This window comes from Natronomonas sp. CBA1123, from assembly GCF_009741925.1.
Classification (GTDB): Archaea; Halobacteriota; Halobacteria; order Halobacteriales; family Haloarculaceae; genus Natronomonas.
Genome location: NZ_WPCC01000056.1, coordinates 1 through 16,404, shown reverse-complemented (window position 1 = coordinate 16,404; position 16,404 = coordinate 1). Strand labels below are relative to the sequence as shown.

Annotated in this window: 14 protein-coding genes; 11 read left to right on the top strand and 3 right to left on the bottom strand. The window is 66.4% G+C overall.

The genetic code is table 11. The annotated features are described in order from the left end of the window. Window positions 1-258 precede the first annotated feature (258 nt). Both GJ631_RS16945 and GJ631_RS16940 read left to right on the top strand, forming a co-directional pair. Window positions 259-576, top strand: coding sequence for a hypothetical protein (locus GJ631_RS16945; protein WP_156710286.1), 318 nt, complete (start codon window positions 259-261; stop codon window positions 574-576). Continuing rightward, window positions 576-2,420 carry a ribosome biogenesis/translation initiation ATPase RLI gene (locus tag GJ631_RS16940; RefSeq protein WP_156710285.1) on the top strand — a complete coding sequence of 615 codons (1,845 nt, stop codon included), beginning with the start codon at window positions 576-578 and terminating at the stop codon, window positions 2,418-2,420. The genes GJ631_RS16945 and GJ631_RS16940 overlap by 1 nt, the downstream gene beginning before the upstream one ends. Before the next feature lie 21 nt (window positions 2,421-2,441). On the opposite strand, the gene GJ631_RS16935 is transcribed toward GJ631_RS16940, so the two are convergent. Both GJ631_RS16935 and GJ631_RS16930 read right to left on the bottom strand, forming a co-directional pair. Then, the gene (locus tag GJ631_RS16935) at window positions 2,442-3,527 is read right to left on the bottom strand and encodes an aminomethyltransferase family protein (protein ID WP_156710284.1); all 1,086 of its coding nucleotides are present in this window, start codon (window positions 3,525-3,527) and stop codon (window positions 2,442-2,444) included. Window positions 3,528-3,582: 55 nt separating this feature from the next. Further along, the gene (locus GJ631_RS16930) at window positions 3,583-3,885 is read right to left on the bottom strand and encodes a DUF6432 family protein (protein ID WP_156710283.1); all 303 of its coding nucleotides are present in this window, start codon (window positions 3,883-3,885) and stop codon (window positions 3,583-3,585) included. A gap of 119 nt (window positions 3,886-4,004) precedes the next feature. Between GJ631_RS16930 and GJ631_RS16925 the strand changes: the two genes are divergently transcribed. The 8 genes from GJ631_RS16925 (at window position 4,005) to GJ631_RS16890 (ending at window position 14,955) form a co-directional block, all read left to right on the top strand. Continuing rightward, on the top strand, window positions 4,005-4,733 hold the full coding sequence (locus GJ631_RS16925) for a hypothetical protein (RefSeq protein WP_156710282.1): 729 nt from the start codon (window positions 4,005-4,007) through the stop codon (window positions 4,731-4,733). A 44-nt stretch (window positions 4,734-4,777) separates the two neighbouring features. Then, entirely contained in the window at window positions 4,778-5,170 is a 393-nt protein-coding gene (locus GJ631_RS16920; protein ID WP_156710281.1) for a DUF5611 family protein, read from the top strand. Window positions 5,171-5,221: 51 nt separating this feature from the next. Beyond that, a complete protein-coding gene (thiD, locus tag GJ631_RS16915) occupies window positions 5,222-6,598 on the top strand; it encodes a bifunctional hydroxymethylpyrimidine kinase/phosphomethylpyrimidine kinase (RefSeq protein ID WP_156710280.1) in 1,377 nt (458 codons plus the stop codon). A 168-nt stretch (window positions 6,599-6,766) separates the two neighbouring features. Continuing rightward, window positions 6,767-7,798 carry a TAXI family TRAP transporter solute-binding subunit gene (locus GJ631_RS16910; RefSeq protein WP_156710279.1) on the top strand — a complete coding sequence of 344 codons (1,032 nt, stop codon included), beginning with the start codon at window positions 6,767-6,769 and terminating at the stop codon, window positions 7,796-7,798. 1 nt (window position 7,799) lies between these two features. After that, on the top strand, window positions 7,800-8,276 hold the full coding sequence (locus tag GJ631_RS16905; protein ID WP_197425160.1) for a DUF1850 domain-containing protein: 477 nt from the start codon (window positions 7,800-7,802) through the stop codon (window positions 8,274-8,276). After that, window positions 8,270-10,939 (top strand): TRAP transporter fused permease subunit, encoded by a 2,670-nt coding sequence (locus GJ631_RS16900; RefSeq protein ID WP_156710278.1) that lies wholly within the window; start codon window positions 8,270-8,272, stop codon window positions 10,937-10,939. Before GJ631_RS16905 ends, GJ631_RS16900 begins: the two co-directional genes overlap by 7 nt. A 51-nt stretch (window positions 10,940-10,990) precedes the next feature. After that, window positions 10,991-13,606 carry a DNA mismatch repair protein MutS gene (gene mutS, locus GJ631_RS16895; protein ID WP_156710277.1) on the top strand — a complete coding sequence of 872 codons (2,616 nt, stop codon included), beginning with the start codon at window positions 10,991-10,993 and terminating at the stop codon, window positions 13,604-13,606. Next, window positions 13,606-14,955 (top strand): DolP-mannose mannosyltransferase, encoded by a 1,350-nt coding sequence (locus GJ631_RS16890; protein WP_156710287.1) that lies wholly within the window; start codon window positions 13,606-13,608, stop codon window positions 14,953-14,955. The genes mutS and GJ631_RS16890 overlap by 1 nt, the downstream gene beginning before the upstream one ends. 1 nt (window position 14,956) lies before the next feature. On the opposite strand, the gene GJ631_RS16885 is transcribed toward GJ631_RS16890, so the two are convergent. Beyond that, window positions 14,957-15,259 carry a putative quinol monooxygenase gene (locus GJ631_RS16885; protein ID WP_156710276.1) on the bottom strand — a complete coding sequence of 101 codons (303 nt, stop codon included), beginning with the start codon at window positions 15,257-15,259 and terminating at the stop codon, window positions 14,957-14,959. A 107-nt stretch (window positions 15,260-15,366) separates the two neighbouring features. Between GJ631_RS16885 and mutL the strand changes: the two genes are divergently transcribed. Continuing rightward, on the top strand, window positions 15,367-16,404 hold a 1,038-nt coding region (gene mutL, locus GJ631_RS16880; RefSeq protein WP_156710275.1), incomplete at its 3' end, for a DNA mismatch repair endonuclease MutL.

Sequence of the window (16,404 nt, the reverse complement as noted above, 5' to 3'; positions counted from 1 at the left end):
CTTGTAGACGAGTTTCGCGCTCGGTGGGAGGTCTTCTAGGTCTTCGCCGTCAGAATCAGCCATTTGTACCCTAAAAGAGGCGAGCCAGAGGTATAAACATTGACCCAAACAGGTCGGGTATCGACCTCGAAACCGCCGAAAACGGGCTGGAGTGGCCGTGAAGCTCTCGTTTGTCATTCACTCAATGAGTCCTCCGACTGACGGCTCCGATAGGTCCGGAGCGAACCGCTTTTGGCTACGGGTGGCTGACGTGGGTGTATGGCAACCGATACGGCCGAACGCAGGGTCGCACACGTCCGTGGTGTCACCGTCACGGCACTGGCGTGTCTCGCCGGCGTCGCCGCCGCGCTCGTCTCGGCGAGCGTCGCGAGTGGGGCCGACGACCCCCTCGGCGTGTACGTCCTCGCGGGCGCCGTCATCGTGCAGTTCCCGCTCCTTCGCGTCCTCGAGATGGCGGGGATGGACCTCGACGTCGACGAGTTCGGCGTGAAGGACTACCTGTACGTGGCGTTCATGACCTTCGCGCTGTGGTTCGTTTGCTGGGCAATTCTCCTCCAAACGGGGACGAGTCTGTAATGACCGACGACAGCATCGCCGTCGTCGACCTCGACCGGTGTCAGCCCGACCGGTGTAACTACGAGTGTGCGAACTTCTGTCCGCCGAACCGCACCGGCGAGGAGTGTATCGTCACTCGCGAGGAACGGCACGGCGAGGAGGGACTGTACGCCGGCGGCCCCGACCAGGTGTCTATCTCCGAAGAGCTGTGTCTGGGCGAGACCTGTGGTATCTGCGTCGAGAAGTGTCCCTTCGACGCGCTGGAAATCATCAACCTCCCACAGGAACTCGACGAGGACCCCACCCACCGCTACGGGGAAAACGCGTTCTCGCTGTACGGACTGCCCGCCCCACAGGAGGGACGGGTCACCGGTATTCTCGGGCCGAACGGCATCGGGAAGACGACCGCAGTCCACGTCCTCGCCGCCGAAATCACGCCCAACCTCGGTGACTTCGAGGACGAACCCGACTGGGACGACGTGTTAGAGGCCTACCGCGGTACCGAACTGCAGGAGTACCTCGAAGACCTCCAGGAGGGCGAGGTGACCGTCGCCCGCAAACCACAGTACGTCGACAAGATACCCGACACCTTCGACGGGAAGACGAGCGAACTGCTGGCGGGCGTCGACGAACGCGGCGTCGCCGACGAACTGGTCGAACGGCTCGGCATCGAACCGGTCGTCGACCAACCCATCGACACCCTCTCCGGCGGCGAACTCCAGCGGGTCGCACTCGCCGCGACGCTGGTGCGAGACGCCGACTTCTACTTCCTCGACGAAATCACGCCGTATCTCGACATCGGCCAGCGCGTCACCGCGGCGCGACTGATTCAGGAACTCTCCGAGGACGACCGCTCGATGCTCGTCGTCGAACACGACCTCGCCGTGCTGGATTTGCTCGCCGACGCCCTCCACGTCGCCTACGGTGAACCGGGCGCCTTCGGCGTCATCACGCCGCCGAAATCGACGAAAGGCGGCATCAACCAGTATCTGGAGGGGTACCTCGAAAACGAGAACATGCGCATCCGTCCCGAATCCATCGAGTTCGAGGAACACGCTCCCCGAACCGAGACCTACGGCGACACCCTCGTCGAGTATCCCGCGATGCGGAAATCCTACGGCGACGGCGAGTTCTCCCTGGACATCGATTCGGGCGAGATACGACAAAACGAGGTTCTCGGCATCGTCGGACCGAACGGCATCGGGAAGTCGACGTTCGCGAAGATTCTCGCCGGCCGCCTCGAACCCGACGAAGGCGAGTTCGACGCCAACCTCGACATCTCGTACAAACCGCAGTACGTCGAAATCGACCAGCCGATGCGTGTCGATTCGTTCCTGCGGTCTATCACCGACGACTTCGGGTCGTCGTACTGGAACACCGAAATCGCCCAACCGCTGCAGTTGGAGCGCATCTTCGAGCAGAGTCTCACGGACCTCTCCGGCGGGGAACGTCAGCGCGTCGCCATCGCGGCGTGTCTCTCCAAGGAGGCCGACCTCTACCTGCTCGACGAACCTTCCGCGCACCTCGACGTCGAACAGCGGGTGCTCGCGACGCGGGCCATCCGCCGCTACACCGAAAATCACGGCGCGACGGCGATGGTCATCGACCACGACATCTACATGATTGACCTGCTGTCGGACCGCCTGCAGGTGTTCGAGGGGACGCCCGCCGACCACGGCCACGCCGGTCAACCGATGGGGATGCGCGAGGGGATGAACACGTTCCTCGCGAACCTCGACGTGACGTTCCGGCGCGACGAGCGCACCGGCCGACCGCGCATCAACAAACCCGGTTCACAGAAGGACCGCGAACAGAAGAAGGCCGGCGAGTACTACTACGCTCCGACCGACGACAGCGAGGAGTAGGCGGTTCGATTTTCTCCGGTTTCAGACGTACTCGGGAAGTCGCCGTGAGCGTGCCGACCCCTCGACGAACGGCAACTCGACGCGGTCGGCGGGCACGTCCTCGCCGTCGACGCGGACGGTGACCTCCTCGGCGTCGAACTCGAAGTCGACGAGCGCCAGGGCGATGGGCACGTCGAGTGCGGGGCTGTGGTCGCCGCGGGTGACCTCGCCGACGTGGCTGTCGCCGGCGAAGACCGCCGACCCGCTCGGTGGCACCGCTTCGGGCTCGAGTCCGACGAGTCGCCGCGACGGACGACCCTGATTGGCTATCTTCGAGACGACTTCTTGGCCGACGTAACAGCCCTTCTCGAAGTCGATTGCGTTCCGGAGGCCGAGGACGTTCGGGACGGTTCCTTCGAGTTCGGCCTCGAAGGTTGGCGTGCCGGCCTCGAGCGTGAGGTAATCCAGCGTCCGGTAGCCGAATGGCGCGGCGTTGAGGCCGTGGTTGACCAAGGCGTCGAAGACGTCGTTCGCGTCGTCGGCCGCACAGATGACCTCGTAGCCCTCTTCGCCGGTGAGGTCGTCGGTGCGGACGACGGTGACGCCCCAGTCGCCGACCGACCCGCGGACGAAGGAGAGTGGTTCGTCGGGCGACGCCGGCCCCGTCAGCACGGAGGCGATTTTCTCGGTCGCGTTCGGGCCGTGGACGCCGAAGACGCCGAAGTCGTCGGTGGCGACCCGCACGTCGACGTCCTGGATGAACGTCTTCTCGGCCCACTCCTCGGCGAGGGCGTCGGCGCGCTGTGGCGGGACGAAACACAGCAGTCGGGGACCGGCGTTGAAGACGTAGAGGTCCGTCTCGATGCCGCCCTGCGCGTCGAGCAACAGCGCGTAGACGCCCTGGCCGTCTTCGCTCGGGACGCGATTGGAGACGGCGTTGTCGACGAACTCGACTCGGTCGTCGCCGGTCACCTCGACGACGCCGTAGCCCATTTCGATGACGCCGACGACGTTCCGAACCGCGCGGTGGACGCGCTCGGGGCGGCCGTAGTGGTCGACGACCCGGCGGCCGCCGCGTTCGGTGAACGTCGCACCGTGGGCTTCGTGTATGTCGGCGACGACTGTCATTGCCGTACAGAAGACGACGCGGCGGTAAAACAGCGACGCATCGCGGTCGGCGGCCTCACAGCCCGAGTTTCTCGCGAATGCGACGGAACAGCGAGGGGCTGTCGTCGTTTTCGTTCCCGTTCCCGTCCGGAACGACGCGCTCGTCGGGGTAGATGCGCATCCGCTCGTCGTCGTTCTCGACGGTGATGAGGCCCTCCTCTTTGAGTTCGGCGAGGGCGTCCTCGATGGCGTCGATGTCGGTGCCGACCCCCGACCGCAACTCGAAAACCGTCATTCCCTCCTCGGTCCGGTCGACGAGCGCATCGAGGACCGCGACTTCGGTTTCGTCGCGGTCCCGATACTCCCGCTTCGCCTGCATACACGGACGTTCGCCCGGGGTGGTCTTAACCGTTCGCCGGCACACGCCGGGTGTGGCGCTCCGGAACCCGGGGGTCCGTGTCTCAAGTTTTATACCCTCTACACGGCCACACCTTCCCAATGGGACTGAAGTGTTCGCTACTCGGCCACGCCTTCGAGCCCGCCGACGTCGAGCGGGAGCGGGAAGAACAGGGCAGCGAGGTCGTGACCGTCGTGCGTGAACTCGAACAGTGTACGCGCTGTGGGGCCGAACGGGTCGTCTCCGAAAGCACCGAGGTGACCGCCGTCGTCGACCCCGAGGACGTTGGGTTAGAGGAGGAGCCGACGACCTCTCCCGCGGACTCGACGCCTGCAGGGAGTGCTTCCGAGGTGGACGCTCCCGAGGCGGACGCGGAAGAGGGGACAGGGGCCTTCGACGGCGTCGTCGAGCGGAGCGGCGCGGCCGACGACGAAGACGCCGAGACCGCCTCCGACGACTCGGATGGGTGGTCTTCGACCGATGACACGCCGGACGCGCCCGACGAGGAGGGTGATTTCGAGCCTCGAGACCCCGAAGAGGAGGACGCCGAGATTCTCACCGACGACGGCGAACCGGAGCGGGCGCCCGGCCAGTGGCCGGACGACACCGACGACGAGCCGTGGGACCCCGAGAGTGATTCGGTCGTCGACGCCGACGCCGACGACGAGGTGCCCTCCCCCGAACCCGAGGAGGAACTGTCGGGTATCACGGTCCCCGAGGGCGTCCTCGTCTGTGAGGAGTGTGGGTTCCAGGTGGATGCCGAATCCGCCTACCGTGACGGCGACCCGTGTCCGGAGTGTGGGTCGTGGTTGCAACTCGAAGGCGAGTGAAGTACCTCGAAAACGGTAAACCACAGCGCGTCAATACTCGGTCCATGGAAGAGTACAAGATGCGTCGCGGCGAGTATCTCGAAGAGCGCGTACCGGACCTCGAAGGCACCATCGAGGAGTACTTCGGCCCGATTTCGGACACCGAGGAGTTCAAAGGAAGTGACCTCTACGTCGTCGAAGAGCCGAAGAACCCCGTCTTCGAGCGCGTCGTCGCTGGCGCAGTAGCGTACTCCGGCAAGAAGGACAAACTCGCCGTCGACTTCGTCGAGCGCGACCTCGAGGACCTGATGGAGACCGGTGACGTCGACGCGGCCGGCGACGCCAACAACGCCAAGAACGATTTCCTCCTCGAGTGTACGGGGCGGGACGCCAAGTCCCGGCGGGAATCGATGAAGCGGGCCGTCGAGGACGACGCCGAGACGCCGGACGACGTCTGACTGGTCCGCCGACCACCATCGATTAGTATTCTCCGGTGATAACACACGTTCATGACCGACACGCGCAGGGCTAGCCCCACCGAGAAGCCGGTCGTTCTCACGATTGCGGGCAGTGACTCCGGCGGCGGCGCGGGCGTCCAGGCCGACCTGAAAACCATCGAGGCGATGGGTGGGTTCGGCACCTCGGCGATAACCGCCGTCACCGCCCAGAACACCCTCGGCGTCGAGTCCACGCACGTCCTCCCGACCGAGGAACTGACGGCGCAACTCGACGCGGTGCTGTCGGATTTCGACGTTCGCGCCGTCAAGACGGGGATGCTGGCGACCGCCGAACTCGTCGAAACGGTCGCCGACTACGCCGCCGATTTCGACTGTCCGCTGGTCGTCGACCCGGTGATGGTCGCGGCCTCCGGAGACCGCCTGCTCACCGAGGCGGCCGAAGCGGCCTACGACGACCTCCTCGCCGAGGCGACGGTCGTGACGCCGAACGCCGACGAGGCGGGGGTGTTGACGGGCGTGCGACCCGAAGACGAGGCCGGCGCTCGACTGGCAGGCCAGCGCCTGCTGACGACGGGCGCCGACGCCGCCCTCGTGAAAGGCGGACACGTCCCCGGCGAGGAAGTCCTCGACGTACTCGTCACCGCCGAGCGCATCGAGACGGCCCGTCATCCCCGAATCGACACCGAGGCGACCCACGGGTCGGGTTGTACCCTGTCGTCGGCCATCGCCACGCGACTGGCCCACGGCGAACCCCTCGTCGACGCGGTCGGTCGGAGCGTCTCTTTCCTCCAACGAGCCATCCGGTATCACCACGGCGCGGGCGAGGGTCCGGGTGCGGTCCATCACCTCGCCGCGCTCCGCAACGAGGCGGCCAGAGAGGCGACCGCCGAAACCGTCCACGACGTTGTCTCGTGGCTCGTCGCCGAGAACGTCCGGCCGCTGGTGCCCGAGGTCGGCATGAACGTCGTCGGAGCGACGCCGTACGCCGAGGACGAACGCGAGGTCGCGGCCGTCGAGGGTCGCATCACGAAGACGCTCGACGGCGTCGAACCGAATCGGGGCGTCCGCCTCGGCGCCTCCAGCCACGTCGCACGGTTCCTACTCGGCGGTCGGGAGTTCTTCCCCGAGTTGCGGTTCGCCGTCAACTGCCGGTTCGGCGACGACATCGAGGCCGCAATCGAGGCCCTCGGGTGGGACGTGACCGAGTACGACCGCGCAGCCGAACCCGACGACGCCGCCGGAACGATGGACTGGGCGGCCCGGGACACGTTCGGCGACCGAGACGACCCTCCGGTCGCCGTCGTCGACCGTGGTGCCGTGGGCAAAGAGCCGATGACGAAACTCGTCGGCCGCGAGGCCTCGACGGTCGCCGAACGCGTAGTCGACCTACGGGATGCCGTCGCCCGAGGCCTCGACGAGGGAACGTAGGCTGGTCACCGTCGAGACTTCTCGACCGTTTTTCGAATCCACAGGTTACCCGTTCGATAGCAAATCACACGTATGTCTATGCAAGGAAATTCAATACACTAACAAATATACGAAAGTCGCAAAAGATGTTGGAAGCGTTTATTACTGGACGTGATTATATATAGAGGTATGCGCGACGAACTCACGAACGACAGAATCAACCGACGTAACCTTCTCGGTGCCCTCGGCGCCATCGGTGTCGCCGGAATCGCCGGCTGTACCGGCAACGGGAACGGCAACGGCAACGGGAATGGCAACGGGAACGGAAACGGGAACGGCAACGGCAACGGCAACGGTGACACGGAAGTCATTCGCTGGCACGCCGGCGGCACCGGTGGGACGTACTTCCCGCTGTCCGGTGAGTTCGAGACCGTCGTCGAGAACAACACCGACTACGCCATGGAGGTTTCGGCGACCGGGGCCTCCGTCGAGAACGTCGGTAGTCTCAGCAACGGCGACGCCGACTTCGCGCTCATCCAGAACGACATCGCGTACTTCGCGAAGAACGGCACCGGTATCGACGCCTTCGACGGCAACGCAATCGAGAACCTCCAGGGCGTTGCGACCCTGTACCCGGAGACGATTCACATCGTCCTCCGACCCGGTGCCGGCATCGAATCCCTCTCCGATATGGAGGGCATGCGCATCAACACCGGCGACCTCGGTTCGGGGACGCAGGTCAACGCGCTGCAGATTCTCGAATCCGCGGCGGGTCTGACGCCCGACGACTTCGAGGAACAGAACACCGACTTCACGCAGGCCTCCAACCAGATTCAGGACGGCGACATCGACGCGGCGTTCGTCGTCGGCGGCTGGCCGGTCGGCGCCATCGAGGAACTCGCGACGACGGCGGACATGGAACTCCTCTCGCTGTCCGACGAGGAGCGACAGACCATCAAGGACGCCGCCTCGTGGTTCGCCGACGACACCGTCCCCGCAGGCACCTACGAGGGTATCGACGAGGCCGTCGACACCGTCTCGGTGCAGGCGATGATTGCCACCCGCGCGGAGTACGACGCCGAAATCGTCGAGAACGTCACCGCGGCCATCTTCGACAACCTCGACGACCTCACCATCAAGACGGACTTCATCAGCGCCGACAGCGCACAGGACGGCATGTCCATCGAACTGCACGAGGGTGCAGCCGCCTACTTCGGCTAACGTGTCCCGCCGGGTGTGGCTGGCGGTCGTCCTCGCCGTCGCGGTCGTCTGCGTCGGCGGTGTCGCCGCAACGGGTGCTGCGACCCAACCCGTCCTCGTCGTCAGTGAGGACGGCAACGACCTCCTCGTCACGCCCGTCGACAACGGAACCGAAGTCACCGTCGAATACACTCACAGCGTCGAGAAGACGCTCGTCAGCGACGTGTACGCCGTCGACGGCGACCGACTGACGATGACGCGGATGGAGTTCAGCTCCTACGGTGCTGGACTTCCATCGACCGTCCCCGTCACCGAGATAAACGATAGATACGTCTATTACCCACCGGAACGGCACTACGACCCACTTCGTATCACGACCGGCTACGTGGCCGACCACGACCTCGTCGTCGGGGACCGGCGATACGACCTCGTCGACATCGCGGACGGCGGCACTGTCGAAATCAGCGTCGAAACACGGCTCAGAATTCCACAATGGTAGATGACGACCACGAAACCACGACCGACGAGGCGGCAGCCGAGGACGCCGATCAGGTCCTCGAAGAAATCGAACGGAAGCGTTCCCTCCGAGGGGCGGCACTCGTCGCCGTCGCGGCCGTCGGCATCACGTTCTCACTGTTCCAGTTGTGGATAGCGGCCCGCGGGTTCACCTTCGAGGCGACGATTCCCGGTATCGGCACCGTCCGCCTCATCTCGTTGCAGCAACTGCAACTGCGGGCTATCCACGTCAACTTCGCGCTCATTCTCGCGTTCCTCCTGTACCCGATTTCGGACGGCACCGGTGCCCTGTCGCGCCGTCTCGGGCGAGTCACGCCGTTCGTTCGGGACCGACTCGGAGACCACCCGATTACCCGTGTGCTCGAGGGCATTCGAGGGGTGCTTCGCTGGGCGTTCCTCGACCCCGAGCGCGACCGCATCACGCCGGCCGACGTCGGCCTCATCGTTCTCTCGCTGTTCCCCACGCTGTACTACCTGACGCGGTACTCGGAGGTAATCGACGTCATCCGGGTGTTCGGCCTCCGCGGTGGCGCCCCGCTGGGCGAGTTGTACCCCATACTCGAACCGCTCGCGGTCGGCCCGCTTTCGACGTGGCCCTTCGGGTACCTGATGGGCGTCCTCGCGATTCTGTTGGTGTTGGAGGCCACTCGACGGGCGCTCGGTATCATGCTGATGTCGCTCGTGAGTCTGTTCATCATCTACGGTCGCTTCGGCTACCTCATCCCCCGCGACGCGCCGGGCGTCGGCCTGCTCGCGACGAGCGAACTGCGCTGGGACCAGGTCGTCCAGAACCTCTGGTACACAGTCGAGGGCATCCTCGGCGTCCCGGTCAGCGTCAGCGTCCGGTTCATCTACATCTTCATCCTCTTCGGTGCGTTCCTCGAGATGTCCGGCGCCGGCAAGTGGTTCATCGACCTCGCGTACTCGATGACCGGCACCAAACAGGGCGGCCCGGCGAAAGCCAGCGTCGTCTCCTCGGGCTTCATGGGGATGATTTCGGGGTCCTCCGTCGCGAACACCGTCACGACCGGCGCGCTCACCATCCCGCTGATGAAGCGCTCGGGGTACTCCCCGGAGTTCGCCGGCGCCGTCGAATCGTCGGTGTCCTCCGGCGGGCAGATTCTCCCGCCGGTGATGGGCGCGGCCGCGTTCCTCATCGTCGAGTTCATCGGCGTCCCGTTCCGTGAGGTCATCATCGCGGCGACCCTGCCGGCCATCGCCTTCTTCTTCGGGATGTGGATTATGGTCGACCTCGAAGCCGGCAAACACGGTATCGGCGGCCTCTCGCGGTCGGAGCTGTTGGACATCGGCCCGCACATGCGACGCGGCTGGTTCTATCTAGTCCCGCTCGGCCTGTTGCTGTACTACATCGTCATCGCTCGGCTCTCCATCGGTCGGGCCGGGTGGTTCACCATCGTCGCGACGGTCGCGCTCATTTCGGTAGTGGCGGCCTACAACCGGGACGCCGGGCCGGTTCTGGTCGGTGGCATCTTCGCTCTGTTCGTCGCGAGCGTCGTCTCGCAGTTCTTCGCGGGGACGACGCTTCTCGGTCTCCTGCTCGGTGACGCTGGGGCGGGACTCGGTCCCGTCGCCGCCGTCCGCGCCGCCTTGCCGCAACTGGCGGTCATCGCCATCGGTCTCAGCGTGCTCACGCTGCTGGCCCGACCGCGGTCGGAGGCGCCGCTCCTAGAGCTGGACGACACCGTCAACGATACCGCGGCGGCCATAGACGAGCGATTCGGCAGTGAGATGGCGACATCGCGTGCGGGGTCGTTCGCCACGTTCATCCTCAAATCGCTCGACAACGGTGCACGAACGGCGACCGTCGTCGTCGTCGCCGTCGCCGCCGCCGGCGTCATCCCCGGCATCATCAACCTCACCGGACTCGGCGGGAGCCTCCGGGCGCTCATCCTCGGCGTCAGTGGTGGGTCGTTCGTCGTTCTCCTGGTTCTGACCGGCGTCGCGGCCATCATCGTCGGGATGGGCATGCCGACGACGGTCATGTACATCATCATCGTCGTGTTGCTCGGGCCGACCATGCAGGAGTTCGGCGTCGCGCTGCTCGCGGCACACCTGTTCGTCCTGTATCTCGGCCTGATGGCGGACGTGACGCCGCCGGTCGCCGTCGCCGCCTACGCGGCGGCGGGCGTCGCCAAGGCCGACGCCTTTGATACCGGCCGGCAGGCGTTCCTGCTGTCGCTGAACAAGATTCTCGTCCCGTTCGCGTTCGTGTTCGCGCCCGGAATCCTGCTGATTCGGGGCGGCGACACCGGCGACGAGTGGGCGGTGATGACGTTTGCCGACTTCGCCGACCTCGGGTTCGTCGTCCCGGAGGTGCTGATTCCGGTCGTCGGGATGTTCGCCGGCGTGTACGCCCTCGGTGCCGCCATCATCGGCTACTACCGGACTGACGTGGGTCGACTCGAACGCGTCGGCTTCGGCGTCGCGGCGCTGCTGCTTTCGGTTCCCGGAATGGTACTCATGCCGGCCGAAAGCGCCGCCGCACTCGCCGGAATCGAGGCGACGCTGGCCACGACGACGTTCGACATCGCGCTCCGCGCCCTCGGTGGCGTGATGCTCGTCGCACTCGTCGGCAAGAACCGCAGGCAGGCCGCCGGAGAAGAGTCGACCGCCGCGACGGCCTGAGGGCCACGTCGGACCCGTCACGTTTTAGCGGCCGGCCGTCACCCTTCCGATATGGCTTCCGGCATCGTCGGCGAGTTCTTCGCCCTCAAGGAGGAAAGCGAGGCCGACGTGCTCGCGATGCAGATGGGCGACTTCTACGAGTTCTTCGGCGACGACGCCCGACTGGTCGGCGAGGAACTCGATTTGAAAGTCTCCGAGCGCTCCGCCGGCGGCGAGAACTACGCGATGGCCGGCGTCCCCGTCGACGACCTCACGCCGTATCTGAAGGCGCTCGTCGAACGGGGATATCGCGTCGCCGTCGCCGACCAACGCGAGGTCGACGACGACATCGTCCGCGAGGTTTCGCGGGTGGTCACGCCGGGGACGCTACTGGAGACCGACGACGGCGACGCCCAGTACCTCGCTACGGTCGTCTCCCAATCCGACGAGTACGGCCTCGCCTTCTGTGACATCACGACCGGTGCGTTCCGGGCGACGGCGGTGTCGGGTCCCGACGCCGCGAGTCGGGCGCTCACGGAACTGTACCGGTTCGCCCCCGTCGAGATACTCCCCGGTCCCGACGTGCGCAACGACGACGATTTCCTGAGTCGGCTTCGAGAACGAAGCGACGCCCGCCTGACCCTCCACGACACCGAGGCCTTCGCCCCCGGCCGCGCGAGACACACCCTCGGCGAGCAGTTCGGCGAGGCCGTCGAGTCGGTCGGACTGGACAGCGAGGCTGCGACCACCGCCGCAGGTGCCGCAATCGGCTACGTCGCAGAGACCGGCGTCGGCGCCTTGGCGTCGGTCACCCGGTTGCAATCGTACGCGCCCGACGACCACGTCGCCGTCGACGCGACGACCCAACGCAATCTCGAACTCACCGAGACGATGACCGGCAACGGCCGGACGCTGTTCGAGACCCTCGACCACACCGAGACGAGTTCCGGCGGCCGCCTGCTCCGGGAGTGGCTCACCCGACCGTTACGACGGCAGGGCGAACTCCGCCGGCGGCAGTCGGCTGTGGCGGCGCTGGCCGACGACGCCCTCGTTCGGGAAGGACTGCGCGAGACGCTCGCCGGCGCCTACGACCTCGAACGGGTCGCCTCGCGTGCGGTTTCGGAAAGCGCCGGCGCCGACGCGCTGCTCCGGGCGCGGGCGACGCTCGAACTCCTCCCCGACCTCGCCTCGTCCATCGAGGAATCGCCCCGACTGGCCGATTCGCCGGTCGGCGACCTCTTTGCGGACATCGACCGCGAGGCCGTTTCTGACCTCCGAGCGGAACTCGACGCGCTGGCCGACGACCCACCGAAGACGCTCCACGAGGGCGGCCTCATCGAACGCGGCTACGACGAGGACCTCGACGAACTGGTCGAACGCCACGAGGCGGCCGTCGAGTTCTTCGAGACGCTCGCCGACCGGGAGAAACAGCGCCACGGCCTCACGCACCTCACCGTCGGCCGCAACAAGACCGACGGCTACTACGTCCAGGTCGGCAAGAGCGAGGCCGATTCCGTCCCCGAACACTACGAGGGCATCAAGACGCTGAAGAACGCCGAGCGGTACGTCTTCGAGGAACTCCGCGAGAAGGAACGCGAAATCCTTCGCCTCGAAGAGGAGCGCGGCGACCGCGAGTACGAGGCGTTCTGCCGACTTCGGGAGTCGGTCGCGAGCGAGGCCGACCTGCTCCAGCGAGTCGGCCGGACGCTCGCGGAACTCGACGCCTTCTGTTCGCTCGCTGCTCACGCCGCCAAACGGGGGTGGAGTCGCCCCGAGTTGACCGACGAGGGCGTTCTCTCCGTGGAGGCGGGCCGTCACCCGGTCGTCGAAACCGACGTGGAGTTCGTCCCCAACGACCTGTATCTCGACCGTGACCGTCGATTCCTGCTCGTCACCGGCCCGAACATGTCGGGGAAATCGACGTACATGCGACAGGCCGCGCTCATCACGCTGCTCGCACAGGTGGGGTCGTTCGTCCCTGCCGACGGCGCGACGGTCGGCCTCGTCGACGGCATCTACACCCGCGTCGGCGCCTCCGACGAACTCGCACAGGGGCGTTCGACGTTCATGGTCGAGATGCAGGAACTGTCGAACATCCTCCACAGCGCGACCGAGGACTCGCTGGTCATCCTCGACGAGGTGGGCCGCGGCACCGCCACCTACGACGGCATCTCCATCGCCTGGGCCGCAACCGAGTACCTCCACAACGAGGTCGGGGCGTTCACGCTGTTTGCCACGCACTACCACGAACTCACGACGCTGGCCGAGGAACTGCCGCGCGTCGAGAACGTCCACGTCGCGGCGGCCGAACGCGACGGCGACGTAACCTTCCTCCGGACCATCGAGGAGGGACCGACCGACCGCTCCTACGGCGTCCACGTCGCCGGACTCGCCGGCGTCCCCGACCCCGTCGTCGACCGCGCTCGGGACGTACTCGACCGCCTGCGTTCGGAGCGCGCAATCGAGGCGAAAGGCGGCGGCGACGGCGGCGAACCGGTTCAGGCCGTCTTCGATTTGGGAAGCGGCGACTTCAGAGGTGAGGCCACGTCGGACGGCGGCGACGAGCCCGAACTCCCACCGGGGACCGAATCGGTCCTTGAAGAACTACGCGACACCGACGTAAACGAGATGCCGCCAGTAGAACTGATGGCCCGAGTTCAGGAGTGGCAACAGCGATTGACCGACTGATGACCGAACCGGAACCGACCGGACGGCTTCGAGTACTCCACGACGGCGTCGATGCACACTGGTTTCGCTGTCTCGCGGTCGCGGCGGCCGTCGTCCTCGTCGCCGCGACGGTCGTGAAGTTCGCCGCCGACCCCTTCGCGGTGAACCGCGATTCGGCGCTGTTCCAACACGCCGGTTGGTACATCACGCAGGGCGCGACGCCGTACGTCGACTTCTGGGACCTCAAGCCGCCGCTCATCTACGCGGTGACGACGCTGCTCGCGCTTCTCTCCGGCGGGAACATGGCCGTCTTGCACGTCCTGAGCGTGTTCGTCGCCGTCCTCGCCGTCTACTCCGGTGTCGTGTTGGTCGGCGTGCTCACCCACCGTCTCACCGACGACGGCTTCGCCGCCGTCGTCGCCGGTCTGACGATGTTCGTCGTCCCGACGGTGTACGCCTTCCCGGCCTCCGGTATCCGCCCGAAGTACTTCGCGTTCTGTTTCGGCGCCGCGGCGCTGCTGCTCGCAATCGAGGACCGCCCTGCTCTCGCCGGAGTCGCCGCGGCGACCAGCGCGGGTTTCTGGCAGTTGGGTGGGGGACTCGCGATACTGGTCGTCGCCATGGGCTTCCAGCGCGGTGGGTGGCGGGCCGCCGGTCGGACGGTCGCCGGCGGTCTCGCCGTCGCCGTCGCCGTCATCGGACCGTTCGTCGCCGCCGGACTGGCCATCCCGCTGTTCGTCGAGACCGTTCTCGCGCCGGTGTACGGCGTCGAGGGGTACACCGTCGCCGGCCGACTCCTCGCTGTCGTCGTCGAAATCGGCATCGGCGGCGTGGCCTTCCTCGCCGTCGGCGCCTACGGGTGGCTCCGCGGGCTCGCGACCGACCGCCGACGGTACTGGTGGGTCGCGTTGGGCGGCGTCGGCTACACCGGACAAATCTTCCTCGAGATGCAGGGGGCAATCGAGTTGATACTGCTCTTCTCCTTCCTCTCGGTCGGCGTCGGCATCATCGTCGCTCACGCCGAGTTGCCGTCCCGACGGTGGCGAGTCGTCGCCGTCGTCGCCCTCTTGGCCCTTGCGGGCGGCTACTGGGCCGCAGCGCCGGTGACGCCACTGAAGGACGACCTCGAAGAGACCCAAGCCGAACTGGACGGACCGAAATACGAGGAGCTACCGCCGATTCCGGAGGGCGCCCCGTCCATGCAGACCATCTACTGGGAGAAACAGCGACCGGAGATGTGTCACTACCGCTTCGGCGAGAAACAGCGGGCGTTCGAGGCACGGATGGGTGGCGACCTCACGAAATCCCAGTGCGGGCAGTGGCCCTTCGAGGAACCGCCACGGGAGTGGTTGCTCGGAGGGCTCGTCTGACCTACATCAACTGCGTCTTCGAGTCCACGTCGTATCGGTACAGTTCGGGCTCGCCGGCGAGGTGGGCGGCGATTTCGGCCTGGAACGATTCGAAGTGGTCGCTTCCCATGTGGGTGTCGACGGCGTCGCCGTCCTCGTACTGCTCGATGACGCGGACGGTGTTGGGCGACTCGATGTCGGTCGTGACGCGGTAGTCGATGACGCCGTCCTCGGCGCGGGATTCGACGGCGAGTTCTTCGACGAGTTCGAGGGCGTCCTCGCGGCTGTCCGGTGCGATGGGTAACTCCGCGTGCATCACTATCATACAGTCGGTCATCGGCGACCGTCGTGAAAAGCGTTCCCGGCCCGTGCACGGAGCGCGGACACGGATATTTATGCCCCAGCGGACGAAGGTGCCGACGACCCCGTTCGATGAGCCCCGACATCCGCGAACTCGACGACGACACGCGCGACAGAATCGCCGCCGGCGAGGTGGTCGAGCGGCCCGCCTCGGTCGTCAAGGAACTCCTCGAAAACGCCCTCGACGCCGACGCCTCGCGAGTGACCGTCGGCGTCGAATCCGGCGGCAAAGAGCGCATCGTCGTCGCCGACGACGGCGTCGGGATGTCGGAAGCCGAGGTGCGGAAGGCCGTCCGCGAGCACACGACGAGCAAACTCCGGGATATCTCCGACCTCGATTCCATCGGGACCCTCGGATTCCGAGGGGAGGCCCTCCACGCCATCGGTTCGGTCGCTCGGGTGAGTATCCGGACGAAACCCCGCGGCGGGTCGCAGGGAACCGAACTCGTCGTCTCCGGCGGCGAGGTCCGGGAGTGTGGCCCCGTCGGCTGTCCCGAGGGGACGACCGTCGAGGTGACCGACCTCTTCGGTAACGTTCCGGCCCGACGGAAGTACCTCAAGACCGACGCCACGGAGTTCGACCACGTCCAGTCGGTCGTCTCGGGCTATGCGCTGGCTAACCCCGGGGTGTCGATGACGCTCGAACACGACGGCCGGGAATCCTTCTCGACGGCCGGCGACGGCGACCGACGGAGCGCGGTGATGGCGGTGTACGGCCGGGAGGTCGCCGCCTCGATGGTGCCGATAGCGGCCGACCACGACGACGGCGGCCCGCTGGCCGGCGTCGACGGATTAATCAGCCACCCCGAGACGAACCGCGCGGGCCGAGAGTACATGACCACGCTCGTCAACGGCCGGTACGTCACCGCCAGCACCGTCCGTGAGGCCGTCGTCGACGCCTACGGGATGCAGTTGGCGCCGGACCGCTACCCCTTCGCCGTCGTCGACATCGACGTGCCGCCGGGCGGCGTCGACGTGAACGTCCATCCGCGGAAACTCGAAGTGTTGTTCGCCGACAGCGAGGGTGTCCGCCGGCAGGTCCGAGAGGCCGTCGAGGCGGCGCTGCTGGACGAGGGCCTGTTGCGCTCGTCGGCGCCGCGGGGCCGCTCG